This window comes from Parendozoicomonas callyspongiae (assembly GCF_023502345.1).
Lineage (GTDB): Bacteria > Pseudomonadota > Gammaproteobacteria > Pseudomonadales > Endozoicomonadaceae > Sansalvadorimonas > Sansalvadorimonas callyspongiae.
Map to the genome: position 1 here is coordinate 51,948 of NZ_JAMFLX010000011.1, position 26,989 is coordinate 78,936.

The 26,989-nt window shown below is 49.4% G+C and carries 19 protein-coding genes; 5 read left to right on the forward strand and 14 right to left on the reverse strand.

The features are described 5' to 3' along the window. Position 1 precedes the first annotated feature (1 nt). From M3P05_RS09705 to M3P05_RS09715, 3 genes are all read right to left on the reverse strand, one after another. Complete coding sequence (locus tag M3P05_RS09705; RefSeq protein WP_249699368.1) at positions 2-2,116, reverse strand: carboxy terminal-processing peptidase; 2,115 nt, start codon at positions 2,114-2,116, stop codon at positions 2-4. Between the two features lie 695 nt (positions 2,117-2,811). Beyond that, a complete protein-coding gene (locus M3P05_RS09710; RefSeq protein WP_249699369.1) occupies positions 2,812-4,113 on the reverse strand; it encodes a M18 family aminopeptidase in 1,302 nt (433 codons plus the stop codon). An 87-nt stretch (positions 4,114-4,200) separates the two neighbouring features. Then, positions 4,201-5,835, reverse strand: a complete 1,635-nt coding sequence (locus M3P05_RS09715) for a hypothetical protein (RefSeq protein ID WP_249699370.1) — start codon at positions 5,833-5,835, stop codon at positions 4,201-4,203. A 118-nt stretch (positions 5,836-5,953) separates the two neighbouring features. Between M3P05_RS09715 and M3P05_RS09720 the strand changes: the two genes are divergently transcribed. Both M3P05_RS09720 and M3P05_RS09725 read left to right on the forward strand, forming a co-directional pair. After that, entirely contained in the window at positions 5,954-7,846 is a 1,893-nt protein-coding gene (locus M3P05_RS09720) for a hypothetical protein (RefSeq protein ID WP_249699371.1), read from the forward strand. Between the two features lie 82 nt (positions 7,847-7,928). Next, complete coding sequence (locus M3P05_RS09725) at positions 7,929-8,396, forward strand: pyridoxamine 5'-phosphate oxidase family protein (RefSeq protein ID WP_249699373.1); 468 nt, start codon at positions 7,929-7,931, stop codon at positions 8,394-8,396. Between the two features lie 45 nt (positions 8,397-8,441). On the opposite strand, the gene rhlB is transcribed toward M3P05_RS09725, so the two are convergent. The 8 genes from rhlB to nrdA all read right to left on the reverse strand — a co-directional run bounded on the left by rhlB (position 8,442) and on the right by nrdA (position 16,115). After that, positions 8,442-9,860 carry an ATP-dependent RNA helicase RhlB gene (gene rhlB / locus M3P05_RS09730; RefSeq protein ID WP_249699374.1) on the reverse strand — a complete coding sequence of 473 codons (1,419 nt, stop codon included), beginning with the start codon at positions 9,858-9,860 and terminating at the stop codon, positions 8,442-8,444. 29 nt (positions 9,861-9,889) lie between these two features. Continuing rightward, complete coding sequence (locus M3P05_RS09735; RefSeq protein WP_249699375.1) at positions 9,890-10,051, reverse strand: hypothetical protein; 162 nt, start codon at positions 10,049-10,051, stop codon at positions 9,890-9,892. A 43-nt stretch (positions 10,052-10,094) separates the two neighbouring features. Beyond that, positions 10,095-10,382, reverse strand: a complete 288-nt coding sequence (locus M3P05_RS09740) for a hypothetical protein (RefSeq protein WP_249699376.1) — start codon at positions 10,380-10,382, stop codon at positions 10,095-10,097. A gap of 229 nt (positions 10,383-10,611) precedes the next feature. Beyond that, positions 10,612-11,073 (reverse strand): aspartate carbamoyltransferase regulatory subunit, encoded by a 462-nt coding sequence (gene pyrI, locus M3P05_RS09745; protein ID WP_249699377.1) that lies wholly within the window; start codon positions 11,071-11,073, stop codon positions 10,612-10,614. Between the two features lie 11 nt (positions 11,074-11,084). Continuing rightward, complete coding sequence (gene pyrB, locus M3P05_RS09750) at positions 11,085-12,008, reverse strand: aspartate carbamoyltransferase (protein WP_249699378.1); 924 nt, start codon at positions 12,006-12,008, stop codon at positions 11,085-11,087. Between the two features lie 305 nt (positions 12,009-12,313). Then, a complete protein-coding gene (yfaE, locus tag M3P05_RS09755; protein ID WP_249699379.1) occupies positions 12,314-12,607 on the reverse strand; it encodes a class I ribonucleotide reductase maintenance protein YfaE in 294 nt (97 codons plus the stop codon). 18 nt (positions 12,608-12,625) lie between these two features. Continuing rightward, positions 12,626-13,756, reverse strand: a complete 1,131-nt coding sequence (gene nrdB, locus M3P05_RS09760) for a class Ia ribonucleoside-diphosphate reductase subunit beta (RefSeq protein ID WP_249699380.1) — start codon at positions 13,754-13,756, stop codon at positions 12,626-12,628. An 82-nt stretch (positions 13,757-13,838) separates the two neighbouring features. Next, positions 13,839-16,115 (reverse strand): class 1a ribonucleoside-diphosphate reductase subunit alpha, encoded by a 2,277-nt coding sequence (gene nrdA / locus M3P05_RS09765; RefSeq protein WP_249699381.1) that lies wholly within the window; start codon positions 16,113-16,115, stop codon positions 13,839-13,841. Positions 16,116-17,138: 1,023 nt separating this feature from the next. Between nrdA and M3P05_RS09770 the strand changes: the two genes are divergently transcribed. Then, positions 17,139-17,870, forward strand: a complete 732-nt coding sequence (locus M3P05_RS09770; protein ID WP_249699458.1) for a winged helix-turn-helix domain-containing protein — start codon at positions 17,139-17,141, stop codon at positions 17,868-17,870. Between the two features lie 150 nt (positions 17,871-18,020). Beyond that, positions 18,021-19,637: an ATP-binding protein gene (locus M3P05_RS21110; RefSeq protein ID WP_249699382.1), complete on the forward strand. Its 1,617-nt coding sequence runs from the start codon at positions 18,021-18,023 to the stop codon at positions 19,635-19,637. A 52-nt stretch (positions 19,638-19,689) separates the two neighbouring features. On the opposite strand, the gene glpD is transcribed toward M3P05_RS21110, so the two are convergent. Then, positions 19,690-21,213: a glycerol-3-phosphate dehydrogenase gene (gene glpD / locus M3P05_RS09780; RefSeq protein ID WP_249699384.1), complete on the reverse strand. Its 1,524-nt coding sequence runs from the start codon at positions 21,211-21,213 to the stop codon at positions 19,690-19,692. A gap of 297 nt (positions 21,214-21,510) precedes the next feature. On the opposite strand from glpD, the gene M3P05_RS09785 reads away from it, so the two are divergent. Continuing rightward, positions 21,511-22,221: a M48 family metallopeptidase gene (locus tag M3P05_RS09785; RefSeq protein ID WP_249699385.1), complete on the forward strand. Its 711-nt coding sequence runs from the start codon at positions 21,511-21,513 to the stop codon at positions 22,219-22,221. A gap of 296 nt (positions 22,222-22,517) precedes the next feature. Here M3P05_RS09785 and M3P05_RS09790 read toward each other — a convergent pair whose 3' ends face one another. Beyond that, positions 22,518-23,708, reverse strand: coding sequence for an aspartate aminotransferase family protein (locus tag M3P05_RS09790; RefSeq protein WP_249699386.1), 1,191 nt, complete (start codon positions 23,706-23,708; stop codon positions 22,518-22,520). Positions 23,709-23,817: 109 nt separating this feature from the next. Beyond that, entirely contained in the window at positions 23,818-26,982 is a 3,165-nt protein-coding gene (locus M3P05_RS09795) for a hypothetical protein (RefSeq protein WP_249699387.1), read from the reverse strand. Between the last annotated feature and the right edge of the window lie 7 nt (positions 26,983-26,989).

Consider the following 26,989-nt stretch of genomic DNA (forward strand, 5'->3'; position numbering starts at 1 on the left):
GTCAACCTTCCTGAAGATTTCTGGCAACCATAGGTCGCTTCTGCATAATCAGGTCAGACAAAATATGACTGGTCTCCACCAAAATGGCGTCCTCTTCAGAATTACGATCTTTGTTTGTCTGTCCCTGTCGGCTATTTTGTTCTTCTTCCAGTTCTTCCAGGTTTTTGTATAGTTTTTCACCTTTGGAGCGGCGCAGTTCATTCTCGATGGCCAGTCTTCTGTCTCTCATCTCCTTTATTTCTGCTGTGCGCTTTTTCTCGTTCAGCTGAACCTCTGTTCTGCCATCGTAAAGCTTTTGATACTCACGAAGTTTGTCCAGGTACAGAAAGTCCGGGTTGTCTTCCGTGCGCTGGTCATGAGCTTTTTGCAACCCCGGGACATAGCTGGTCAGAGGTTTGAATGCTTTGTAGGCAACCGGCCTGATTTCAGAGTAGGGGAGAGCGTTAGTCAGTGAGCTTTCACCAATCTCTTTTGGGTCAAAAATTGATGGGTACGAGATGTCGGGAATAATGCCTCTGTTTTGGGTGCTCTGGCCCGAAACGCGGTAGAACTTGGCAATAGTGAGTTTAAGTTGTCCATGATTCAGTGGCTGTATAGTTTGGACGGTCCCCTTACCAAAGCTCTGCCCACCAACAATCAGTGCCCTCTGGTAATCCTGCATGGCACCAGCGAAGATTTCCGATGCTGAGGCGCTCAAGCGGTTGATCAAAACAACCATAGGACCGCCATAAACTTCCTTAGGGTCTGGATCCTTCTGGGCTTCAATTCTGCCACGGTTGTCTTTCACGACAACAGTCGGGCCATCAGGAATAAACAAACCGGTCAGTTGGTTGGCTTCCTGCAGAGAACCGCCACCATTGTTGCGCAGGTCAATCACCAGTCCATCAATATTCTTTTTCTGAAGCTCCTTGATCAGCTTGCGTACATCACGGGTTGTGCTCTTGTAATCGGGTTCGCCGGCCTGGGCTGCTTTGAAATCAATGTAAAAGGCAGGGATATCAATAATCCCGATGCGCTTTTTGTTCTTGCCCTCACCGATCTCAATGATATCTTTCTGGGCGGATTGTTCTTCCAGCTTGACCTTGTCGCGGGTGATTGGGTAAGTGCGGTTTTTGCCATCGCTGGCACCGGAAGGAATTACCTCCAGTTTTACTACTGTGCCTTTGGTGCCACGAATCAGTTTTACAACTTCGTCCAGACGCATACCGACAACATCTTCCATCTTGCCGTCCTGCCCCTGGGCAACACCGATAATTTTATCGCCCGGTTTAAGCTGGCCTGCTTTATCGGCCGGGCCGGCCGGGACAATGCTGATCACCTTGGTGTACTCATCCTCAGACTGAAGAACTGCACCTATACCCTCCAGAGAGAGGCTCATATTGATATCAAAGTTCTCAGCTCTTTGCGGTGAGAAATACTGGGTATGAGGATCGTAAAGCTGGGTGTAGGCATTGAGGTAAAGCTGGAATGCATCTTCGCTGCGGGTCTGGTGCAGACGTCTGAGCTGGTTGGTATAACGCTTGGTCAGAAGCTCCGAGATCTCTTTCATCGGTTTGTCATTTAGCTTCATGGCCAGAACGCTGTCTTTCATCTGACGGCGCCAGAGATCTTCCTGTTCGGCTGTGTCTTTGAGCCAGGGAGATTTCTCCCGGTCAATTTCAAGGGTTTCGTTCTTTTTGAAATCAAGTTTATCCAGTCCATCTTCCACCAGCTTGAGCATAAAGCGGATTCGCTCTTCACTGCGCTGGCGATAGCGGTTGAAAATCTCGAAAGCCGGGTTCAGGTTTCCGCCTTTAAGAGCATCATCAAGGCCATCTTTATATTTGTTGAATTCCTTGATATCAGAAGCAAGGAAAAAGCTGCGGTTGCGATCCAGGGTATCAAGGTAGCTGTCGAAGATTTTTTCGGAGCTGGAACCGTTCAGGTTCAGTTTTTCGTAAGAGTGACTTTTGAGCAGCTGAACAACGTTAACACTGGCAATCGCCTGGTTAAGGGTTGGTTTGAGCTTTGCGGGTTGCTGATCGAGATCTTCTGCAGCCCTGCCAAGGGTTGCCAGTACGCAGAATGCAATGGTTGCGAACAGGCGGGGGTTAATAAATCTTGGGCTGAAACGCATCGGGAATATCACTCTCTTTCTCGGTGTTGTCGCCAGCCATTGGTAGCGAAAACATCCTTGTTTTTGGTATCAGCAGTTTTTAATTCGCATAATGCTCTCTGCACTATAGCACTTTACATAGAGGGTTTGTCGGTACTTTACAACCCTGGCCAACCCCGGTGGCATCTTAGACCGGAGCGCAATTTTCCGGTCATTTCAGGTGATATTTTTTGTCAAACCCGGAATGTTATAAACAGCTGGATATCAGTTTTCGCTAAGAATAAAGCTGGCATCCAGTTCATCATACTCTATTCCTACTGTGACTCTGTCGTATTTGTGCAAATTAGGACTGTTTTCTGGAGTTTTTTCGCCTGCCGGAGCTGTGCTTGAGAAGGAATGGGTTTCCTGTGAGGGCTGGGGTTCTGATGTTTGTGGCATTTTTCTGGGTCCGGTCAAAGTCTTGCCAGATTACCACTGACAGGAAAAACCCTTGATCCGGTTTTGTACTCATCGCAGGCAGGAGTTTTTCCCAGCTTATCGCGGCTCCAATAACCTGAATGGAACGTAGCGTTATCTTGTCCTGTTACAGGGATGCAAAAAAGCAATGCAGGTCTCGGTTTACCTGTGATTTCAGGGTGTAAGGTTTGGAGATATTTCAGCCTTGTGAAGATACCCGGCAGCTATGCCGGTACCGGGTATATATTTCTGGTGATTAATTACGGTAGGAGCTTTTCCAGATGGAAGAAGCGAGTCAGTACTTTGGCAAGACCGGCAGCATCCTCGCTGCCAGCCAGCTCGCGAATAGAGTGCATACTGAATGTCGGCAGACCAATATCCAGAGTGCGAACACCCAATTCTGTTGCCGTCAGAGGACCGATAGTGCTGCCGCAGCCCATATCGGTGCGGGCCACGAAAACCTGAACCGGAACATCTTCCTGTTTGCACATCTGGCGGAACAGAGAACTGGTTTCGCTGGTAGTGGCATAACGCAGGTTGGCATTGATCTTCAAAACCGCACCTTCATTCAGCAATGGGCCATGATTGCCGTCATGCCTGTCGGCAAAGTTGGGATGAATGCCGTGGGCATTATCGGTGGAGATCATCATGGAGTTCTGCATTGCCCGCACGAATTCATCGTGGGTATCGAAGATACGCTCCAGAACCTGGCGCAGGAATGGACCACAGGCACCTGTCGGGGAAGCGCTGCCAACTTCTTCATGGTCATTGCAGATCAGCAGGCAGGGCTGATCAGTATCTTTGGCTTCGATCAGGGCCTGCATGCCGGTATAGCAGCTCAGCAGGTTATCGAGGCGAGCACTGGCGATAAACTCTTCGTTCAGGCCAACCATGGCAGGAGGCTGGGTATCATAGAAGAACAGCTCGTAATCCAGAATGGTTTCAGCTTTGTCTCCATTCTTCTCAAGTTCCTTACTCAGGATCTGGCGGAAATCAGGAGTGTCATCACCCTTTTTTATCTGAGATAAAACCGGCGGAATATCTTTCTGGGGGTTGATGCTGCGCTTTTTATTTGCTTCCCGGTCAAGGTGGATAGCCAGGCTGGGGATAATCGCAATCGGACGCTTAAAGTTCACCAGACTGTTCTGCATCTGACCGTCTGCATTCAACCAGGTGACTTTACCAGCCAGAGACAGATCACGGTCAAACCAGGGGTTCAGCAGTGGTCCGCCATAAACCTCAACACCCAACTGGAAGTAGCCTTTGCTGTTGACTTCCGGATTAGGCTTCACTTTCAGGGCCGGGCTGTCGGTGTGGGCACCAACCATGCGAATGCCCTGTTCGGCAAAACGGCCATTGCCGGTGGTAAAGGCAACAATGGCAGAGTCTTGACGGATAACAAAGTACTTCTTGCCTGCTTCCAGGGACCAGCTGTCGCGCTCATTCAGACTGATAAATCCAGCCTCGCTAAAGCGGCGGGCCATTTCAGCTGTGGCGTGATAGGCGGTAGGAGAATCTTGCAGAAAAGCTATCAGATCCTGATTGAATCCGGGTGTGTTCATATTGTAACTAACTGTAATTAGTGAAGTCTGATCAAGGATAACACCAATACGGTTGTGCAAGAAAATTGGAGTGGAAGTAAGGCTGGGTTAGCCGCGTAGATAAGTTAACCACTTCCAGATCATCAGCCCACCCAGGGCTCCGGCAATTTGACCTCCCCGGGTATTTCTGAGTGCGGTTGCCCCCGCTTCAGAAAAGAACTCTTCACCCAGAACATTGATAGTCCCGGAGATGAAAATGTCATTTTCGTCCTCATAGAGGGCATTTCGTAAATTGTTATTAATAATGCGAAGAGAGCTGTTGATAATCGCACCGCATATCGGGGCAGGTAAGCCCGTTTTCGCATGCAGAAGAAATGTACCGGAGCTGGCGATAGCATCATAGGCGGCATGGCCGATAATTCGCTGGGTTGGAGTACGCTGGTCTTTAACGGTCAGATTGAAGACGTTTTCAATAACGTAATGAATATATTCCAGTGTCGCACCTGACATGGCGCCTGTGAGCAAATGTCGGAAAAACATTGCTCTGAAAAGTTGCCTGTATGTTGCTAAATAAAGAGTCATATACTCCTCTTCAAGTTCAGAGACTGTACCTGGTATCTGTGATGCTTTGAGATCAATGTAATCAGCAACCCCCGGTACAATAAGATCATCAAGCCGGGTGGCACCACTTTGTCGAAGGATCTGTTCGAGGCGAGAGCGTGTCTCGGTCTCTTTAGCAGAATGTATGACTTTCCTTAATTGGTCATGGCGGTCTCTGGGGACCATATAAAGACCGTTATAGAAGCGTGCATCCTTTTTGTATTTCTCCCAGTGATCCGAAATGGCTTTGACTGTTGCTGCCGGGGTGCTGTAGCACTTGGCCTGTACGGGTCTGTTATCCAGATAAAAATCGACCGGGTGGTTGAGTTTTGGTTCAGCTTTGGCCATGGCTGACAGTCCCATGGCATAGGCATGAGCATTTCTGGCGGCAACCTCCAGTTTTTCGGCAATGATGCTGTGCTTGGTTCTATCGCTCCCCGGGATGTGATGAATGTCCTGCACCTGTGTGATGACACGAAGGAGTTCTTCTTTTTCCAGATGCCAGTTGGCAGCCATCTGATTGAGATAGTTAACCTGGCCTGAAACCAGGTAATGCCTCATCTGTAATGAGATTCGGGGTAGAGAAGTCAGAATGATCAATGGCAGGGCAAAGGAAGGCTTGCTGGCCGAAGTGTGTCCAATGGAAACCAGCCAGGCGGTATGAGACCAAGACTCTTCAATGTAGTCGGATTCCCAGTGAGTGGTGAATGTGGCTCCCGTGTCCGAACAGTCTATGCGGAACAAAAGAGATAAATCATGACTGTGACCAGTGACAGAAAAGCTGACATCATCCGTTGGCAAGTAAATCAGCCAGTAGGTTTTGGGGAGTCCGTAGGTATGTAACTGGCTGCCTGTTGCCCTGTTCAGGCATAACCTGATTTTTTTGATCTGTAATTGTTCCTCAGGGGAGTCATCTGAGCTGGTGGTGATCCAGTTCTCATCCCCCGGAAACAGAGTGATTCGCCGATGGCTCTGTTCGTTGTCCTGTATATGGTGGGCCAGATCCGGAGGAAGGCTTTCGGTGAGTTTTTCATCAAACTGGGGGTCAGAAGAGAGTACTGAAAAGGCCGTCGGACTTATGCAGAGTTGGGTTAATAGAAAAAGAGACAGAAGTGCGCTTATACGGCTAGGAGCAGAAAACACAACAAAAGTGCCAATTCGAGAATACAAGCTATAGTTTCTGGACTGTTTCAGCCTAGTACATAGTTTCTTTATATAATGGACTGTCTGGTGGCTGTGCCATTGGTTTTAGGAGTTGTTGTTGGATAGCTGCCGGATATCTGTGTCTGGTCTTTTTCTGGCCTTAATACTGTTTTTTCTGGGCGGTATATCAAGGGCCCATGTCGAAATTCCTGCCTTGGAGCAGCGCGAGTTTGTGGGGCAGTGGTATGCCTGGAATCCCAGTGGAACCTATGTGGTTTCAGGAAACCGGGTTGTGTATTTCGAGGGTGTTCAAGTTCCCGAAGAACTTGCTTCCAGAATGATTGGACTTTTTGTTGGTGCTGGCTGGAAGGAAGGATACCTGCTGTTCCACGAAATATTTGGTGAATCGCTCCGGCGTGTTGTCCCGGAAAGCGCGCGTGTTCTGCTCGGTGGTATATCCCAGGGATGGCTACTACTGACTTTGTTGCATTCTGTAGCTGATATCTCACGCCCTCTTGCTCAATTGATAAAGGATTACCGTCAGATCTGGAGTCAGAAAGCCAGAGAGAGGTTCCAGCCGCAGCCTGACACTCAGACATCGGGTGCTGAAGATATATTTTTCTCCTCTGTCCAGAAGAAAGAACTGAAGTATCAGGGAGCTGTGCCCATACCGGTTAATGATATTGACCTGTCATTCAGGATTTTCGTTCGGGCCATTTTTCCTGAATCCCTGAATGAGCCTGTAGCCATAGAAATTGATCGCGTGCCTCCCATGGCTGATTTACCCAGCTTTCCCGGTTCATTTGGTCATTTGAATCCGTGGGATAAATTAATTTCTGAAATGGAAGCCGAGGATATTCATCGTGTGCAGCTTTCTGGAAATACTGACGGGGGACTGCGCCTGAAGTATCAGGATGTTCACAACCATTGGCGCGAGCAGACAATAAGTACATCTCTGGATGCAGAATATCAGCCTGTTCCCTGGTTTCTGGATATGGTGCGCAAGGGAATCGACCGCAAGGAAATTAAGCTTTATGCCAGCCTGCTATCTCAGGATGTACTTGAGCTTATAAGCCAGATGCTGGCGTGCAGGAGGGTGAACACATCGATTTCATCCAACCAGCCCGCCTACTGTGCACAGGGAAAGTTAACTGCCATTGACAGCAATCTGCACTATGAACCGTTTGAGTTGCTTATTCCGCCCCAGATTTGGCAAAACAGGGAGTATCCGCAGGGGAGGGTTTTACCCCTGAGTGGATGTGATTTCAATGATAATCCGCTGTGCTGGGAGAACTATCTGATCTGGAGCAGCAGTTCACTTTTTTATCCCTGGCCCGTGATGACGCTTTACTCACGCTTTTCCAGTTTCGGTGAGCGTGCCAGCTGGATGATGCTTGGTAAAGAACCTCAGATCTGGCGTACCAGCAGCAACTTCCAAATACGAGTGCCTGAACTTGTGACCCGTATGTTTCTGGGAATGTTCAGCACGATTGGGCAGATCACTGTCAACAGGCTGGTCACATCCCTTCATCACCACTGGTGGGGTAATGGGGTTGAGTACAAACATCAACCCTTGCCCCAATCAAAACAGGCTCCTGAGGGGACAAATCACCCTGGGGGTAGCAGTGACTGCACTTTATGCTCAGGTGCCTGTCAGTACTCGTTTTGTCCACCATGCATGAATATGTATGAAACTGAAACCATGTGGGAATATTGCAATGAAGGCCATTATGGTTGCACCGAATGCACTTTAGACTGGCTTGCCACGAAAAAGTGTTTTCCATGTTCAACGTGTAACCGCTTTCATCGTCAAACTCTGGCCATATCTCCATTTCGTGTCGGAACTGAAGATGAAGATGGAGAGTACCCGACCTGTCCAGAGTGCCGGTCAATTATTGATTATCAATCGGGAAATATGGGGAAGATGATTAATGATGACTGTGGCAGTTTACGTATCTGGCTGAAGTGGCTGTTCAGCGATGATATTAAAGACAAGGATGCAGGAGGTTAGGGATCGTTCTCCTTTTGTTTTGACAATAACCCGCTAGGCTTTTCGGGCGAGTTTCATCAGTTGCACAGGTTGAACAACAACGATGTCTAAGATGACCCCTGAAGAGCTTCTGGAAAACCATTACTATGCCGTTCTGGCAACGGCTTCTCCTGAAGCCGTACCTTGGGTAACGCCGATCTTTTTTGCCTATGACAAGGACTGGAACCTTCACTGGATTTCATCCCGGTCCAGTCATCACTCAAAACTTCTTTCTGAAAACCCAAAAGCCTGTGTTGTGATTTATCAAACACCAGGTGTCTCCCAGGAAACATCAGCACTTTATATATCGGGAACTGTCAGCATCTGCACTGGCGCAGTATTGGAAGAAGCTGCTCATCTGTACTTTGAGCGTGCCGGACTTGGTGTATCGGGAAAGGCAGAGGATTACTCGGGTGACAGCCCGTGCCGCCTTTACCGTCTGGTTCCCGATAAGGCGCATACCTTGCAGGAACCTGAGTGGGAGGAAAATCTGCTTTTGGATAAAAGAAATCCGGTCTCACTTCCTGAATAGTGATCGAAAGAAGCCCTGAAAAATCAGGGCTTCTTATTACTACGGTTAAAGTAACTCGGATGGTGGTGCTGTGCAGGACAACCGCTCTCCAAGAAGTTCTTCCAGAGTCGGAATCAGGAATGAGTCATCTTCACAGGCAAAGCTGACCGATATGCCGGTTGTGCCTGCACGGCCTGTACGGCCGATGCGGTGAACATAATCTTCCGCATCTTCAGGAAGGTTGTAATTCACAACGTGTGAAATGCCATCAACATGAATACCCCGGCCTGCAACATCCGTTGCAACTAGAACCCGGATGCGTCCCTGGCGGAAATCTTCCAGCGTCTTGACCCGTTTCTTCTGAGGAACATCACCGGACAGCATATCAGCGCGGATATTGTCCTTGCGCAGCTTCTCGGTCAGGCGGCGGGTCTGGTCTCGACGGTTGGTAAACACGATCACCCGCTCCAGGTCCTGGCGGGTAATCATATTGAACAGAACCTTGTATTTTTCACCGGTGCTGACAATCCAGACTTTCTGGTCAACGGTTTCTGTGGCAACACTTTCCGGTTCGATTTCAACCTTCAGAGGGTGCCATGTCCACTGCTCTCCCAGCCGGATAACGTCCTCACTGAATGTGGCAGAAAACAGCAGTGTCTGGCGGTCACCTGGGCGGGGGGTAGAACGCACAATACGGCGGACCTGGGGGATAAAGCCCATATCCAGCATACGGTCTGCTTCATCAATGACCAGTGTTTCAGTCAGGTCAAGATAAAGGTCACGACGCTCGCAGTAATCCAGCAGACGACCAGGGGTGGCTACTAGGATATCGACATAGTCAGCCTGCAATTGCTGACGCTGTTTCTCATAATCCATACCGCCAACGACCATAACTGTGTGCAGGCCGGTATGCTTGGTAAGAGCCTGAGCATCCTTGTGAATCTGCATGGCCAGTTCGCGGGTCGGAGCAATAATAACGGCCCGGGGTTCACCCAGAAAACGTTCATCCGGTGGCGGTACATCCATGAGCTGCTTAATGGTAGCAATCAGGAAGGCTGCTGTTTTGCCGGTTCCGGTCTGGGCTTTGCCAATGGCATCACGACCCTGCAGGGTTGCGCCAAGAACCTCGGCCTGAATTGGCGTGCAGTACTTAAAACCCTGCTCGGCGATACCGTGCATCAGGGCTTCAGGCAGGTCAAAGTCGTGGAAGCGTTTCTTGTCTGCCTCTTCCGGAACCTGAAACTGGCTGATATCCCACGCTACCTCGGTAGCATGTTCCTGTTTGCTTTGATGGTGTTGGCGTCGGTGAGGATGGCGATTAGGGCGTTTGGGCTGACTTCCTTTGCGGTTGTCAGCATTTCTTCCCTTTCTATTGGCCGGGTGTCTGTTGGTTGCGGTATTACCGACCTGCGCGTTCTTGTCGCGTCCTTTTGATCGATTTCGGTGCTTGCTGTTGCGACCAAAAATATTTAGAAAACCACTCAAATCTGGTTTTTCCCTTGTTTGTAGGTAACTCAGCCGGTGATAGGTTTCTGGCAGAGGTGCCAGTTTTGACAGGCTGTACTGGCATCACCCCTGCGAGCTAATTGGGGCAGGGAAGATGAGATATTCAGTGCATTATCGGATGTCAGGGGAAAGTTGTCGACACTTTGCGTGTGAGTGATTCTTTTCAGCATGCTTGAGGCCTTCAGGGGAAGGCCTCAAAACACAAGCAGGGAGTTAGTCCTGTTCACCATCGTATTGAGTGGTTCCTCCAGCAGATTTCTTCATGTTTGCTCCCTGAATCCGGTAGCGGCGAATCACTTTTCCAAGACTGGATGCTTCCCGCTCCAGTTCTTTCCGGCTCTTCTTACGCTTCAGTTTCCGGGGAGTGTTGGGGTTGATAACCACATATTTGCAAACCCACATGCTGGCAAAGAAGGTTTTTTCCTCTTCAAAGTTTGCCATGGACGTGTTCAGGTTAAAGCCTGCAGGAGGCATGGCTGGAGGAATATTAATACCGCTCATAGTGCTCTCCTCTCTATATTCACCCGTGGACTGATCAGTCTGCTATACGGACTCTCTTGTTATTTTGGAGTTTTTTTCTTATGGGAAGTTCCCTTGGTGCCAAGGTGTCACAGAACCTAATGATAAAGCTGACAAAGGTGTCAGTGAGACTGACAAGAATTAGCTTTTCAGGGAAGAGGGGCAGATGGCGGCAGAAGGATGAGTTCTGCCGCCGAGATGAGGATACGGCTTACAGCCCCGCAACAATATCCTTGCTGAAGCTCTTCTCGCAATATTTACACTTCATCTGGATATCATTTTCCCTCTGCTTCAGGGTGAAGAAGCTTTGGACGGGTTCATTGTGGGTGATGCAGTTGGAGTTGGGGCACTCAAACACACTCTCAAGCTGCTCAGGGACACTCATCTTGAATTTACCCCGAACGGAGTAGTCTTCAATCACATTAATAGTGGCTTTGGGGGCAAACAGGCCCAGCTCGCTGGCTTCAGCTTCATCAAACAGGCGGTTCTCCACCTTGATGATGTCTTTCATACCCAGTTCCTTGCTGGGAAGATTGAAGCCCACAGTAATGCGAAGATCCGTTCCCAGAAGCTGTAGCTGGCGAAGGATTTTGATGCCCTGTCCTGCCGGGATGTGGTCGATAACCGTACCGGTACTAATGGCCTCAACCTGCAGTTTTTTCTTTTCTACCATGATCTGCCTCCTTAAATGCTCTCGTTCAGTACCAGTGCCAGCAATGCTTCGCGGGCATAAACGCCATTCTCTGCCTGCTGGAAGTAATAGGCGTAAGGCGTTCTGTCCACGTCGACGGTGATTTCATCAACCCGTGGCAGCGGGTGCAGAATACGCAGATTGGGCTTGGCTTCCAGAAGGTGTTCGCTGGTCAGGATGAAGCGTGAAGCTATGTGCTTGTACTCGGTTTCATCAAAGCGCTCTTTCTGAACACGGGTCATGTAGAGAATGTCTGCTTCATGGACAATCTCTTCAAAGCTGTCGGCATGTCTGAATTTGATGCCAGCTTCTTCAAAGTCATGCAAAAGGAAGTCCGGCATGGTGAGGGCATCTGGAGCCAGGAAAGTAAACTCTGCACCAAACTGGCATAGTGCCTGGGCCAGGGAGTGGACAGTACGTCCATATTTCAGGTCACCGCAGAAGGCGACTTTCAGGCCGTCCAGAGTACCCTGGGATTCGTAGATGCTGAAAAGATCCAGCAGTGTCTGGGTTGGGTGCTGATTGGAGCCGTCTCCACCGTTAATAACAGGCACCGTAGAAAATTCAGCAGCAAGACGCGCCGCGCCTTCCTGAGGGTGACGCATAACAAAAGCATCAGTGTAGGAAGCGATAACCTGGACCGAGTCTGCCAGGGTTTCGCCTTTCTTGGCCAGGGAAGTGTTACCACCATCAGCAAAACCGATAAATGTGCCGCCGAGTCTTTGAACTGCTGTTTCAAACGAGAGACGCGTTCGTGTTGAAGCTTCAAAAAAGCAGCTGGCAATAACTTTACCCTGCAGAAGATCTGAACGTGGAGACTTTTTTAATTTCTCAGCGGTGGAGACAATCAGCTCCAGCTCTTCCCGGGTAAGGTCGGTAATGGACACTATATGCTTTTTATAAAGCGGATTAGTCATATTGAGCGTACCTGTCCTTTGTGGGCGTTATATGTAGGTAGGTTCCAAAGGCTGCAATCAATAACAGTAGGTGACAGAGTAGTTGATGGCAGTTTGGTGAGATCAAAAAAAAGCCCCTTTAAAAAAGGGGCTTTTTTTCCAAAATAGATAACATCTGGCTGGCATCGCTGGGAGGGAAACTGGCAAATTGTCCGTTTCATATCGCTATTTCCAGATGTTGAACTTGGGCGGCTATGCAAAATTTCGCGGCATTATACGCACTTCATTCCCTTGGTCAAGCATTACCGTTGTTATGTCAGCAGAGCTTAAGCCGAAACCTTTCTCTGCATCAATTCCAGAGGGTGTGGCAGCTCAACGGTTATATCTGATTTTGCCTGGCAGCAGCAGGGCAGGATGTGCCCTTCTTTTACAAAGGCCAGGGGCGGTTCATCGTAACCGATTTCACCGTTAACCAGTTTTACCTGGCAGCTGCCGCAGTAGCCCTGACGGCACTGATATTCCATGGCTATATCCTGACCTTCCAGCGACTCCAGCAGTGTTTCGCCTGAGCGGGGCAGAAAGCTGTATCCATCCTGAATCTTAACTATATGCTGCGCCATAACGGGTCTCGGGTTCTCTTACAGAGAGAAGTCGTTGAAATCGTCACTGTCGACATCGCTGTCTACCTGTCCCACAAGGTAAGAACTGACTTCAACTTCCTGTGGTGCCACCTGAACGTGGTCACTATTGAGCCAGCTGTTCATCCAGGGCAGAGGGTTCTGTTTCACTTTGAAGGGAGATTCAAAGCCGACGGCGGCCATTCTCTGGTTGGTAATGTACTCAACATATTCGCTGAGAATGTCTTTGTTCAGACCGATCATGGAGCCGTTCTGGAATAGATAATTGGCCCACTCTTTTTCCTGCTCGGCCGCTTCCAGGAAAATATCCCGTGCTTCTTCTTTCAGCTCCCTGGCAATGTCAGCCATCTCCGGGTCATCCCGGCCACTGGCCATCAGCTGCAGAATATGTTGCGTGCCGGTCAGGTGCAGAGCCTCATCCCGGGCAATCAGCTTGATGATCTTGGCATTGCCCTCCATGGTGGCACGTTCAGCAAAGGCAAAGCTGCAGGCAAAGCTGACGTAGAATCGGATGGCTTCCAGAACGTTTACTGAGACCATGGTGAGGTAGAGTTTTTTCTTCAGCTCCCGCTGGGAGACTTCGATAGTCTTGCCATTAACGGTATGTGTCCCTTCACCCAGTGTGTTCAGCAGCTGAATACCTTCGATCAGGCTGTCGTAATGGCGGGTGATTGCTGTGGCCCGACTGACAATGGCATCGTTGGTGACGATATCGTCGAAAACCTCGGCAGGTTCTGTCACCACGTTACGCATAATGTGGGTATAGGAGCGGGAGTGAATGGTCTCACTAAACGACCAGGTTTCGATCCAGGTTTCAAGCTCTGGGATGGAGACCAGGGGCAGGAAAGCAATATTGGGTGAGCGCCCCTGTACGGAATCGAGCAGTGTCTGGTATTTCAGGTTGCTGAGAAAGATATGCTTCTCATGCTCCGGTAATGCCTCAAAATCACTGCGATCGTTGGAAAGATCAACTTCTTCCGGGCGCCAGAAAAACGACAGCTGTTTTTCAATGAGCTGCTCGAATATTCCGTATTTCTGTACATCGTAGCGGGCGACGTTGACATTCTGACCAAAGAACATCGGCTCTTTGGTCGCATCAAAACTGTTCTGGTTAAAGGTTGTATAGGCCATTGCTGTCCGTCACTGAAAAGTGAGTTCGTACTGTCTGTTTATGTCAGGCAGGATCATAAGATCCTGCCTCAGTTTTATTGTTCTAGATTTTGCAGGCGCCGCCTGCACAGCCGTCATCTTCCTCCTCGATATGCTGGGCATCACTCGCACCGTCACGGGTGTTGTGATAGTAAAGTGTTTTCACACCCAGCTTGTAAGCTGTCAGCATATCCTTGAGGATGGATTTCACCGGAACCTTGCCGCCTTCAAAGCGCGCCGGGTCATAGTTGGTGTTGGCAGAAGCGGTCTGGTCAATAAACTTCTGCATGATGGCAACCAGCTGGAGATAGCCGTTGTTATCGGGGATGTCCCACAGTAGCTCATAGTGGAAACGCAGGTTTTCATATTCGGGAACAACCTGCTTCAGAATGCCGTCCTTACTGGCCTTGACGCTGATAAAGCCTCTTGGAGGCTCAATACCATTGGTGGCATTGGATATCTGCGAAGAGGTTTCAGATGGCATCAGTGCCGTGAGCGTCGAGTTGCGCAGTCCATGGGTTTTGATGTCCTCCCGTAAAGCTTCCCAGTCCAGCCGAAGTGGTGTGTTGCAGATTTCATCCACTTCTTTCTTGTAGGTATCGATGGGAAGAATGCCCTGGCTGTAAAGGGTTTCATCAAACTTCGGGCAAGCATCCTGTTCTTTGGCCAGTTTATTGGAAGCTTTCAGAAGATAGTATTGAATGGCTTCAAAGGTTTTATGGGTCAGGGCATTACCGGAGCCATCCGAATATCGGGCACCATTCTTGGCCAGATAGTAGGCATAGTTAATTACGCCCACACCCAAGGGGCGGCGGCCCATGGTGCTGTTGCGCGCAGCTGTGACCGGGTAATCCTGGTAATCCAGCAGACTGTCCAGAGCCCGAACAATCAGATCTGAGAGTTCTTCCAGTTCATCGAGGCTGTCTATGGCGCCGAGGTTAAAGGCTGCCAGGGTGCAGAGGGCAATTTCGGCACTCTCGTCATGGATGTCGCCAAGTGGTTTTGTTGGCAGTGATATTTCCAGACAAAGGTTGCTTTGACGGATGGGAGCAACTTTTGAGTCAAAGGGGCTGTGGGTATTACAGTGATCGACATTCTGCAGATAGATACGACCGGTGCTGGCACGTTCCTGGGCAAACAGGGTGAACAGTTCAACCGCTTTCAGGGTTTTCTTGCGAATGCTGTCATCCTGTTCGTATTTCTTGTACAGCTCTTCGAACCTGTCCTGGTCCTCAAAGAACGCGTCATAAAGCCCGGGAACATCACTGGGTGAGAACAGCGTGATATTGCCACCTTTAATCAGGCGCTGGTACATCAGTTTGTTGAACTGAACGCCGTAGTCGATATGGCGAACGCGGTTCTCTTCCACACCGCGGTTATTTTTCAGCACCAGCAGGTTTTCAACTTCGTAGTGCCAGATGGGGTAGAACAGAGTAGCCGCACCACCACGCACGCCACCCTGCGAGCAGGATTTCACTGCGGTCTGAAAATGCTTATAGAAAGGAATACAGCCGGTGTGGAAGGCTTCTCCACCACGAATCGGGCTGCCCAGTGCGCGAATTCGACCAGCATTGATACCGATGCCGGCACGCTGGCTGACATATTTCACAATCGCACTGGAGGTCGCGTTAATGGAATCCAGTGAATCATCACACTCGATCAGAACGCAGGAGCTGAACTGACGGGTAGGGGTGCGCACACCTGACATAATGGGTGTAGGCAAAGAGATCCTGAATGTTGACACAGCGTCGTAGAATCTCTGAATGTAATCGAGCCGGGTCTTTTTCGAGTAATTGGCGAACAGGCTGGCACCGATCAGGATGTAAAGATACTGGGGGCTCTCAAAGTAATCACCGGTCACCCGGTTCTGAACCAGATATTTGCCTTCCAGCTGTTTCACCGCCGCATAACTGAAATTCATATCCCGGTTATGGTCGACCATATCATTCATGGCCCGGAATTCTTCTTCGGTGTAGTCCTTGAGAAGAGCAGCATCGTACTTTTTCATCTCAACCAGCTGGCCGGCATGTTCGTAAAGAGCCGGAGGCTCAAACTGGCCATAGGCTTTTTTGCGCAGGTGGAAAATCGCCAGGCGGGCAGCCAGATACTGATAGTCAGGCGCTTCCCGGGAGATCAGATCTGCGGCTGATTTGATCAGCGTCTCATGAATTTCGGTGGTGGGAATGCCATTGTAGAACTGGATGTGCGCGCGCAGCTCAACCTGTGAGACGGAAACATTGTCGAGACCATCCGCAGCCCAGGTAATGACTTTATGGATTTTCTCTAGGTCGATTGCTTCCTGCTGCCCGTTCCGTTTGGTGACCCGAATGTTTTCGTTCATACTCTGCGGTTACCTGTCTGTGAGTTTGTCCTGACCCTGCAGCATACTTCTCGCCCCGATGCTACATGCCCCGGTCAGGGCTATTACTGTGACACCCAAAGTTGATGTTCGGTGACACTTGACTTGTGGGTGGTGCTCTTTATTCCATGGCACAAGATGTAGTGGTGCCGATTAGAGATTGTGGAGATAAATTCAACGCAACTCTTATGTATGCCAAAACATGCCGGCAACTGTGTCAAAGGTGTCATCACAACGTACTGACAGTATTACAGACACACAAAACCCTTCTCCTGCGTCGGAAAAATGACCCAGGAAATGCCTTCGATGTATCTTTTTGAGAATCTACCGTGTGGATACAGCGCATGTCAGACGGGTTGTCTGTCCCTGATTTCCATCCGGCCTGTTGTTACCGATCCTCTTGGGCTCGATAGTGGTTGTTTGTGCTGCCAGACACTAAATGTTGTGTTTTTGTTATCTCTGTATACAAGATAATGCGGTATGGAGGTCAATGCAAGGTGCCTTTTTTTTACCCTCAATATTGACAAAAGCCGAAGGTGTTATTCATGTAAGTGTCCACTTTCATGTTATTTACCCGTGCTGCGGCACCTGCTCCCCGGTTATGAAAACCAGCATGCAATTGTTAGAAGAGATATAGTTTTTTTTAATTAAAACCGGCTTAGTTTATTGTTTGCTTTATCGGTTCGGAGAAAGTGTCCAGATACTATATGTTGTGTTAGTTTGACTGCGCCGAAAAGAGTCATAAGCAAAGAAATGCCTGTGAAGATGTCTGGTTCTGTAAAGACTCTCCAGGGTAAACTGCTGATTGTCGGGAGATTTTTTCACTGATTTGATGCGATCTTCGCCGACTTGATCATGATTTATGGCAGAAGAATTTAAATTTTGAAGCAAAAATACGAATTATTTCTGCTGACCGAGGTCAAAGAGCTGCCGGTTACAGACTGCAACTGAATGGTTAGGGTCTGTGCGGTTATCCTTGGCAACGGTAGAATCCAGTTACGAATTATGCAGACTGAAGCGATATCTGTGGAAAACACTGACTCCGGCCACATTCTGATCGTCGAAGACGATGAGCGCCTGGCCAGCCTCACGCGGGAATATCTTGAAAACAACGGTTTGACCGTCAGCATCGAAGGCGATGGAGCCAAAGCTGTTGACCGCATCCTTGAAGAAAATCCCGATCTTGTTGTTCTTGATCTGATGCTGCCTGGCGAAGATGGTGTATCCATCTGCCGCCGTGTGCGCTTGGATTATCATGGTCCCATCCTGATGCTGACCGCCCGTACTGATGATCTGGATGAAGTTCTGGGTCTGGAAATGGGTGCCGACGACTATGTCGCCAAGCCGGTACGTCCCCGCGTACTGCTGGCTCGTATTCGTGCCCTGATGCGTCGCAGTACGTCGGCTCCAAAAGAAGAGGGTATCGACAAGGGCCGTCTCGAATTTGGAGGTCTGGTTGTGGACTCCGCCATGCGAGAAGCCTGGCTGAACGGAGAAAACATCGAACTGACCAGTGCTGAGTTCGATTTGTTGTGGCTGTTAAGCTCTAATGCAGGTCGGGTTCTGAGCCGGGAAGAGATCTTCGAGAAATTGCGTGGCATTGAATATGACGGGCAGGACCGCTCTATTGACGTGCGTGTCTCCCGTATTCGTCCCAAGATCGGTGACGACCCCATGCATCCCCGTATGATCAAAACCGTACGCTCCAAAGGTTATCTGTTCGTCCGTCCGGTGTAACCGGCTCTTGAAACAAACCTGCTGATACCCTTTGCTGCTGTGTTTACTATATGGAAATGTTTTTTCGTCACCTCAGGAGGGACGAAAAAACATTTCCCGCTCATGGCTGTAACAGCAAAGGGAGACGCATGCTGATTCCTGGAGAGGAGTGTGAGCAGTATATTTCTGCGGATCTATGGTGGTCTGCTGTTTACCCTGGTGCTGGTGGCGGTTTTATCCGGCCTTGCCCTAACCATAATTAATGGTGTCCGGCTGCAGGACTTTCGGGAAGCCGCAGCCCGGGGCACTTTCCGTGTTATGAGCCAGCAACTGGAAGCTTCCAGTGAGACCAGCTGGCCGGAAAGGCTGGAAGGTTGGGAAAACCTTCTGGGTATTACCCTGTCCGTGATTCCTGAACAGGATGAAGATCTTGGGCGTCAAACCAGCTCAGAACTGGCCGAAGGACGTGTCCTGATTCGGGCCGGTGATGGCGATAATTTTGAAGTTTATTCCCGTATTAATGATCACACCCTTCTGCGCGGTGTGATTCACGATCTCAATGATCAGCTTGCCACTGGAACTGCAACTCTGGTTCGTGACTGGCTGGCCGGTATTCCTCCGGCACGGCATCATATTGTTTTACAGGATCGGGCACCAGAATTATTCGGTTATCCTGTCTCACTTGTTTCTGAAGTTCCAGAACAGCTTTCTCAACGCCAGCTGACCATGCTTGACCGTGGAGCGTCTCTTGCTCTGTTTCGCAGCATGGGGCGTAGCCTGATGGTTTACAGCCGCATGCCGGACAGCCGACAATATCTGGTACTTGGGCCTGCCTCTATCCTGAACGCCTATCCGTTTAAGTTGTTGGTGACCCTTGGGTTGTTTGCCCTGGCATCCCTCAGTATTGCCATCTACGTACTGGTACGTGGACTGGAACGGCGGATGAGCAAGCTTGAACGGGCAGCTTTACGTCTGGCCCGGGGCGATCTTGATGCCCGCGTTAAGGTTCATGGTGGCGATTCGGTGGGGCAGCTGGCTGCCGCATTTAACAACATGGCCAGCCATATACAACGCCTGCTCAGTATTCAGAAAGAGATGATTCGCGGTGTTTCCCACGAACTGCGAACGCCGGTGGCAAGAATTCGCTTCGGCCTGGAAATGGTCGATGATGCCGAAAGCAAAGAAGAAAGACAGAGCTACCTCCGTGGGATAGATGGTGATATCGAAGAGCTTGATCATCTGATTGATGAAATTCTGACCTATGCCCGTCTGGAAGAAGGAGTGCCTGATATCCGGTTTGAGCGTAAGGATATTGATGCCATCGTTGAACGGGTAGCTGAAGAATTTCGTCGTAATAAAAATACCCAGCGTAAGGATGGCAGTCGGGTGTTGGTTGAGCATGTCCCATGTCGAATGCTGGAAACCCGGCGGCGCAGCGATGTTGAAGAGCGATATATACATCGCGCTATTCAGAACCTGGTCAGCAATGCCTGCCGTTATGCCAATAGCAAAGTCCAGATACGTTTCAGCGTCGGACATGACACCTGTCGTGTTGATGTAGAAGACGATGGCCCTGGTATTCCCGAGGAACAGCGTGAGCGGGTATTTACTGCTTTTGCCCGTCTGGATGACAGCCGTACCCGTGCCTCGGGGGGGTATGGTCTTGGTCTCTCCATTGTGCGTCGGATTATGCACTGGCATAACGGCAAGGCTATGGCTGGAGAGAGCAAAGCCCTGGGTGGTGCACGTTTCAGCCTGGTTTGGCCGAGAAGGCAGCGGGGACGATAGTTCTCTTTGTAGGCAAAAAAATACCGGGCATTAGTCCGGTATTTTTTTGATGTTAATGCTTTAGGGTCTTGATGTACTCGGCCAGCTCTTTGGAGGTACTTTGGGTTGAACCGATTCCTGTTTTGGTTCTGCGCCAGAGAATATCCTCCGGAGTTGAGGCCCATTCCTGTGTGATTAGATAGTCAACTTCTGCAGCATAAAGTCCATTACCGAAACTCTGGCCCAGGTCATCCAGCTTTTCACGCCCGTTTAAAAATGAGTAACAGAGATCACCGTAGCTTGATGCATACCTTTCAGCTACCTCAATGGGGAGCCAGGGCTTATCACTGACAAGTTTGCTGGCAAACTCTTTCTGACTTGATATTTCGCCGCCAGGAAGTGGGGAAAGTCCAGTCCAGGAGGGTGACATATCTGGAAACCAGGGTTTCAGTTTGGCCAGTGCAGATTCTGCCAGTCTGCGGTAGGTTGTCAGCTTTCCTCCAAAAATATTAAGCAGAGGGAAGCGCTCACTTTCATCCGAGACTGTCAGGGTGTAGTCCCGAGTGATGGCGGAAGGATCATTGGACTCATCATTGCAAAGTGGTCTGACACCAGAAAAAGAGTAAACAATATCTTTGGTAGCAATTGTTTTGTTGAAGTGACTGTTAACGACGTCAACCAGGTAAGCGACCTCATCATCACTTGGTGCAACCTCTGAAGGGTCGCCGATGTATTCAACATCTGTCGTGCCGACCATTGACCACTGCCCCTGCCACGGAATGACAAAGACAATCCGTTTGTCTTTGTTCTGCAGGATATAGGCTTCTTCTCCAGAGTGGAGAGCCGGTACTACTATGTGACTGCCCTTGATCATCCGGATGCCGTACTCAGGTTTCTCATTGAGTTTGCTTTCTACAAAATCCGAAACCCAGGGGCCTGCTGCGTTTACCAGGGCCTTGCAGGTAATTTGGAATTCCTGTTCAGCATCAGCCAGAGTGACAGACCATCCTTCTTCATTTCTTACTGCAGATTTGCAGGTTGTCTGTGGAAGAATGACAGCACCATGATTTTTAGCACAAAGGGCATTGGCGATAACCAACCTGGCATCATCAACCCAGCAGTCAGAATACTCAAAAGCTTTCGTAAATGAGGGTTGTAAGGGCGATTGGCCATTCAAATGTACCCCCCGGCTGCCGGGCAATGTCACTCTTTTTGCCAGCGTGTCATAGAGAAATAAGCCTGCACGGATCATCCAGGCGGGCCGAAGATGAGGAGCATGGGGGAGGCGAAAACGCATCGGGCGCACCAGGTGAGGTGCAATGGAAAGCAGAACTTCCCGTTCTTTCAGTGCTTCTCTGACCAGACGGAATTCATAGTGTTCAAGGTAACGCAATCCTCCATGGATAAGTTTACTGCTGGCTGAGGATGTCGCTGATGCCAGGTCATTCTGTTCACATAACAAAACCTTCAGGCTACGTCCGGCAGCATCCCGGGCAATTCCCATCCCGTTAATGCCGCCTCCGACAATAACCAGATCATATTTATCTATATGATTATGACTATCCATGTTACCGGTATGACCAGCCTTGTACTGCATAGAGGCCCACGATTTTAGATGGTTGTTGGATATACGATTGTAGTACGCTGTTGCAGTTTTATGATGCTGCAGCTGAACTCTGGCAGAATATGCGGTGAAACGCCATGAAAATGCCGTGGTAATCCGCTCATGGCTGTTTGATAGTGAAATGTGGGGCTCATTATGAAGGTATGGTCTGTACGAAATAGGTCAATCCGAAGGTGGCTGATCCTTTCCCTGCTTATTACTGGATTGCTGGGATGTCAGTCTGTAACGACAACCAGTGGTGGAACTGTTGGCGTCGGGCGAGAGCAAAGTATGTTTATGCTGCTGACCCCGAAGCAGGTCGATGAGTTATCCCGGCAGAGCTACATCCAGATGCTGAACAGCGCCAAGGAGCAGAAAGTTCTGGTCAGTGCTGGTTCAGAAAAAGATCGGTTACAGAGAATCGGTGATCGCATCATAGCCCAGGTGGGAGTTTTTCGAAAAGATGCCAGTCGTTGGCCCTGGCAGATCAGTTTGATCAGCGATAAAACCATGAATGCCAGCTGTTTACCCGGTGGCAGGATCGTTTTTTACACCGGGATTATTGATGGACTGGACCTGACCGATGATGAAATTGCCGCCGTTATGGGACACGAAATAGCTCATGCACTGCGAGAACATGGCCGTGAGGCCATGTCGGAAGCGTATATGGTTCAACTGGGCAGCAATGTTGCGGGGTCTATTTTCGGTGTGGAAAAAGAGAATCTGAATCTGGCCAACCAGGTCGTCTATTACGCCATGACTCTCCCTAACAGCCGGGAAAAAGAGGCTGAAGCGGATATTATTGGTCTGGAGTTAATGGCGCGTGCTGGATATAACCCAGAAGCTGCGGTCACTCTCTGGCAGAAAATGGCGGCCAAAAATAGACAGCAGCCTCCGGAGTTTGTGAGTACTCACCCGGCAACGGCGACCCGTATCAGTGGTCTGAAATATTATATTCCGAGAGTAAAACCACTTTACCTGCAGGCACAGGTCAACCGGTAAGCCTTTAACTTTATATTTTGGAAGTAAGGGGTGTACTCAGGTCAGGAGTCTATCGCCTGGAACGTCGGCGAAGGGTGTTTTGGCGAGGAGTTTTTGGCACGGAAGGTTGGTTGGTAATGGGTAACAAAGGCGTTTTCATCGCCTGTTTTATAAAGGGCGTCTTTTTCATGTGATTGCTCTTTGTTCTAGTTATTTGTTACAGCCCGGCAGGGCCGTAACTGCAGACTTTCATGAGAACGTGGTTTTGTAAAGGCAGTGCAGGCTCGGAAAACGTGTCTGGATTATGCTAATGCCATTTACGTTGTCTGGTCATGGTTCTTGTTCAGAAAATTCTGTACCAGCGGAATTAATCCGGCAGCGATCTCTGCAGCCTGCTCGCGAGTTGTAATTAGGGGAGGAAGCAGGCGGATAACATTACCTGCCGTCACATTGATCAACAGATTATTATCCAGTGCTTTTTGAACCAGCTCTCCACAGGGGCGTTCCAGCTCTATAGCCAGCAGTAAACCAATACCGCGAATATCTGTGATTCCATCGGCATGACCTAAGCCTTCACGCAACAGATCCAGCAGATATTGACCGGTAGAGGCAGCATTCTGCAGCAGGTTCTCATTCTCGATCGTGTCCAGAACGGCCAGAGCTGTGGCGCAGCAGAGAGGGTTCCCACCGAAAGTAGTACCGTGAGAGCCGGGTACCAAAGCAGCGGCAGCATCTTCTCTTGCCAGGCAGACACCGATAGGCACGCCGTTGCCAAGACCCTTGGCTACAGTTATCACATCAGGGCTGACACCGGCTCCATTGCATGCAAACCAGTGACCGGTTCGTCCTGTTCCGCTCTGAATTTCATCCAGCATCAGCAGCCAGTTATTCTGGTTGCATATTTCACGGAGTTGTTCGAGGTAATCTTCCGCAGGAATCTGTATGCCACCTTCTCCCTGAATGGGTTCAACCAGCACCGCGACAATATCCGGGTTGTCGGAAAACGCAGCAACGGCGTCCGGATTGTTATAAGGAGCTCTGAAAAAACCTTCAACAAGCGGGCCGAAACCTTTTTTCGCTCCTTCGTTGGCTGTTGCTGTCAGGGTGGCAAGAGTTCTGCCATGGAAGGAGCCTTCCATAACAATAATACCCGGTGTTTGAATCCCTCTTTGGTGGCCAACCCGGCGCGCAATTTTTATAGCGCACTCGTTGGCTTCAGCTCCGGAGTTGCAGAAAAAGGCTTTTTCCATTCCGGTAATATCTGTCAGCCGGTCAGCAAGCTGCTGCTGTTTCTCAATGCCATAGAGGTTCGATGTATGCAAAAGCTGTGAACTTTGTTCGCTGATAGCTGCGGATATTGCTGGGTGGGCATGTCCAAGACCACAGACAGCAATGCCGGAAAGAGCATCCAGATAACGTCGTCCGTCGCTTGCTTCCAGCCAAATTCCTGATCCTTTGGTAAAACTTACGGGTAGACGGTTATAAGTTGTCATTAGGGTGTCGTTCATTATCTGGCTCATTTTATTGTCAATACAACTCTCCCAAGAGCATCTTAGCTATGACGGTTCTGCATTGGCAATGCCTTAGGGGATTTTCAATTGTGAACAGGCCCCCTAGTCACCCTTGTGGTTGAAATTTTGGATAGCTGTCGGTTTGTTTAAGTACCTGCTCAGGGAAGTTCTTGAAGGCCATTTTGTTCAGGGCTGCTGGCCAGCTCCATAGCTCCATGGTCTGAAAATGAGGGCCAAGGGTGAATAGAGCTGTTTCCTGGTGACAGCGGACCCGGAAGAGTGCATTGGCAGGCAGGTCTGCTTCAACTTCTCCAGGCTGACTGGTATCGCGTATTCCAATATTGTGCCATTGACGATCTTCCCAGAACTGCAGGTTACACTGCCGGTCGCCAAGTTGCTCTGCAGGTGCCGTCATCATTTGCTGCAGGTTGAGTCTCACAGGGTATTTGGGTTCTATGGGATGGAGGATATCTACGCCACCATTTTCAAGAACGACTGCCAGCCATTTATCCATTGAACTGACCAGGCACCAGCCATTTTCAGCTTTGTGGGCATAGCCGATAATCGCCGGAGTCCCCAGGATGCTGGGGACTTCTCCTGTAAAGTCGATAGCTCGCCAGTTGGTGCCGTCCACTGTCGTACAGATGTAAACACCATAGCGCTGGCTATCCGGGGGGTACGTTGTGGTGCGGCGATACTGCCCAGTGACATCAATAAAAGGTAGATTGCCACTTATACTGGCAAACCTGTCATGCATAGGCTTGGTGTACTTGTCTTCCAGAAAGCTGTACCGCCAGATCTTGACGGGTTTCTGCTGTAATTGTTGCTGATTGCGTGCCCGTGACACAAGTCCTTGCTCATCCAGTTCTACAAGCCAGTGGGTGTTTCCAACCGGCTCAAGGTCCACGGCAGCTGGATAGCCGTCTCTACGCAGTTTAACTGCCCTTGCCCACGGGGATGATGATTCAATGGGTTGCCCGCTTATTCGAAAGCGGATTTCTTCCTGCAGTCTCTCTTTTCCGGCAAAAACTGGGGCCAGAACATAGTGAGCAAACACTTCAGGAAGGTGGCGGGCATTGCAAGGGTGTCGTTTACACCAGTTCTCACAAGCCTGGTGTGTCCAGTTTGCGATGGTGTCAGGTCCCCAGAGGTAAAGAAGATGATCCGGTGTGCCCATAATAAGCTTTTCAAGGGCCTCCTGCTCAAAGGGGGAATCCGTAGCAAGGCTTGCCTGGGCTTTCTTGAACAGAACCTCTCGGGCACCGGGTAGCTGGTTCCATTGGCGATAGAGGTCAATAGCTGCTTTGCCTGCAGCAATGGTCGCTAAGGTATAAAAGGGGTGTTCAATAACTCCATTTTTGGCCCAGATCAGACTTTGCCAAATCAGGGATGGGGCTTGAAAAATACCAATTCCATCTCTTCCTGCTCCTGCTGGCTGGTGTGTTCCACTTCCTCTTCCTGGGCCGCCACCACTACCACCATCACGATCAACATGCTGCTGTTGGAGGTACTCTTCCTGCCAGAGTCTGAGGGTGTCATTAATGACTTTGTCAGTATTCTTTTTTCTTAAATGGGCCATGCTGGAAGCTTTGTCTTCCGTGCCTTTGGGTGTTATGCGAAATCTTCTTTTTCTGTTTTTCTCATCCTTGTCCTTTTTGTCACCGGGTTTGTCAGGTCGGCCAGTCATGGGATAAAAGTGTCCGCGGTTTTTTAACTGTGCCTGGCTGAGTGGTGCACCGGCAATAAGCTCTTCTTCTGTAAGCTCTCTTACCATCAGAACCTTTTCCATGGTCTGATCTTTATTATACTGGGTTGTCGAGTTGGCTATCAAAACTGTGGCATTGGTATTACCAGCCACCGGTGAAACTTCAACACTTTTCTGATTATATTTACCCCATTGCTGCTGGTGACCAGTCTCCCTCTTATAGTTGGGGGTTAGTAGGTTTTTATAGGAAGGCCTTAAATCGTCTCTGTTAACATAGAATGTGATCTTTGGAATGATGGTTGATGGAGATGTGTGGAGTAAGAGGTCATCGCGAGTATAGCTCGATATATTTGATTGCTTAAAAGCTTCTCGGGCTAGTGAATCGACTGTTCTTTCGTTAGCCAGAGGGTAGAGGTGTGTTTCAGTGGTTATGCCGTCTTTAGTTTCTTTTTCAATGATTTCTCTTACGTAAAGAGCCTGATGACGCATTGATGGGTTGGTATGCAGGAGAAGCATATCTTTAACGGACACTTCAACGTCAAGGCGGCTGATTTGGGTGGTATCCCACTCGGGAGAGTCTGGGACGGGGAAGTTAGCTATACGGTGAAACAGTCCATTCTCTGCTTTGGCTACCCCTGACTTTTGACCGATGACAAGATCAAGTCTCCTCCCTTCTGGCGGTGGTTCAGAGGCCATGATTTTGTGTAGATCACTTATCTCCGGGAGATTTTTGGTGGCTGCTTCTGCCGTTAATTGGCTGGCAGGCCAGTTGGTGGTGACAACAATGTGTGGATTACCATTCGGATCCTTAACGATGAAATCTTCATGGAGGGTGATAGAAGTTACAGGCAAGAGGACTCTTTCCTGATGGTATTTGAGTTCACTATCCTCTGGTTTTTTTGGGGGGGTGGTTATGGTTTCAGATGTGGAGAGAGCCAGACCTTCCCTGATTTGATTCGGCAGCTGCTTCAATTGTTCTATCGGCATTTTAGGAATGGGAACTTTCTGCATATCTTCATCAGGCAGGTTTGCCAGCCGTAAAACAGCAGGATTTTTTTGATTGATCGTGGTGAGACCAAGTATTCTATTTGAAGCCTTGAGCGCTTTATTATTTAAATTGATATACCCGGAATCTGTTTTATTTAAAGCTGCCGGGACATACCCAGGCCATTTGGCAACTTCATCTTTGGGCGTTGCCAGTATTTCTAAAACGTTGTTCTCATCGTCTGTTAAAACAACAAGCCATTGCCCGGGTTTTTTTAATCGTGGAAATTGTTGAAACAGTTTCTCGATAAACTCGCTACTTAGGCGAATCTCAGAACTTTCTGGGTGTCCCAGGCTCTTTGACTGGCTGGGAATGCTGCTGCCTATCAGGGGAACAACAATATTTCTGTTGGGATCAAACAGGGATAGCCGCCTGTATACAGGCTTTTCATAAGGGCTGGGCAGACCCTTTATCTCCCGCTGATTCTTAATCCATAAATGCAACTCTTTGAATGCATTTTTTTCATCTGGGGGCCCCTTCCGCAGTTGTGCATCCAGAGGCCAATTGCGTGCATAGTTCACGCTTAAT

What these genes read in the sequence shown, in the direction of transcription:
- pyrI (WP_249699377.1), bottom strand. Translation starts at nt 11,073, where the DNA reads ATGGTAGAAAAGAAAAAACTGCAGGTTGAGGCCATTAGTACCGGTACG.
- M3P05_RS09785 (WP_249699385.1), top strand. Translation starts at nt 21,511, where the DNA reads ATGTTTATGCTGCTGACCCCGAAGCAGGTCGATGAGTTATCCCGGCAG.
- glpD (WP_249699384.1), bottom strand. Translation starts at nt 21,213, where the DNA reads ATGCAGTACAAGGCTGGTCATACCGGTAACATGGATAGTCATAATCAT.
- yfaE (WP_249699379.1), bottom strand. Translation starts at nt 12,607, where the DNA reads ATGGCGCAGCATATAGTTAAGATTCAGGATGGATACAGCTTTCTGCCC.
- nrdB (WP_249699380.1), bottom strand. Translation starts at nt 13,756, where the DNA reads ATGGCCTATACAACCTTTAACCAGAACAGTTTTGATGCGACCAAAGAG.
- M3P05_RS09725 (WP_249699373.1), top strand. Translation starts at nt 7,929, where the DNA reads ATGTCTAAGATGACCCCTGAAGAGCTTCTGGAAAACCATTACTATGCC.
- M3P05_RS09770 (WP_249699458.1), top strand. Translation starts at nt 17,139, where the DNA reads ATGCAGACTGAAGCGATATCTGTGGAAAACACTGACTCCGGCCACATT.
- M3P05_RS09735 (WP_249699375.1), bottom strand. Translation starts at nt 10,051, where the DNA reads ATGCTGAAAAGAATCACTCACACGCAAAGTGTCGACAACTTTCCCCTG.
- M3P05_RS09705 (WP_249699368.1), bottom strand. Translation starts at nt 2,116, where the DNA reads ATGCGTTTCAGCCCAAGATTTATTAACCCCCGCCTGTTCGCAACCATT.
- nrdA (WP_249699381.1), bottom strand. Translation starts at nt 16,115, where the DNA reads ATGAACGAAAACATTCGGGTCACCAAACGGAACGGGCAGCAGGAAGCA.
- M3P05_RS09740 (WP_249699376.1), bottom strand. Translation starts at nt 10,382, where the DNA reads ATGAGCGGTATTAATATTCCTCCAGCCATGCCTCCTGCAGGCTTTAAC.
- pyrB (WP_249699378.1), bottom strand. Translation starts at nt 12,008, where the DNA reads ATGACTAATCCGCTTTATAAAAAGCATATAGTGTCCATTACCGACCTT.
- M3P05_RS09790 (WP_249699386.1), bottom strand. Translation starts at nt 23,708, where the DNA reads ATGAACGACACCCTAATGACAACTTATAACCGTCTACCCGTAAGTTTT.
- M3P05_RS09710 (WP_249699369.1), bottom strand. Translation starts at nt 4,113, where the DNA reads ATGAACACACCCGGATTCAATCAGGATCTGATAGCTTTTCTGCAAGAT.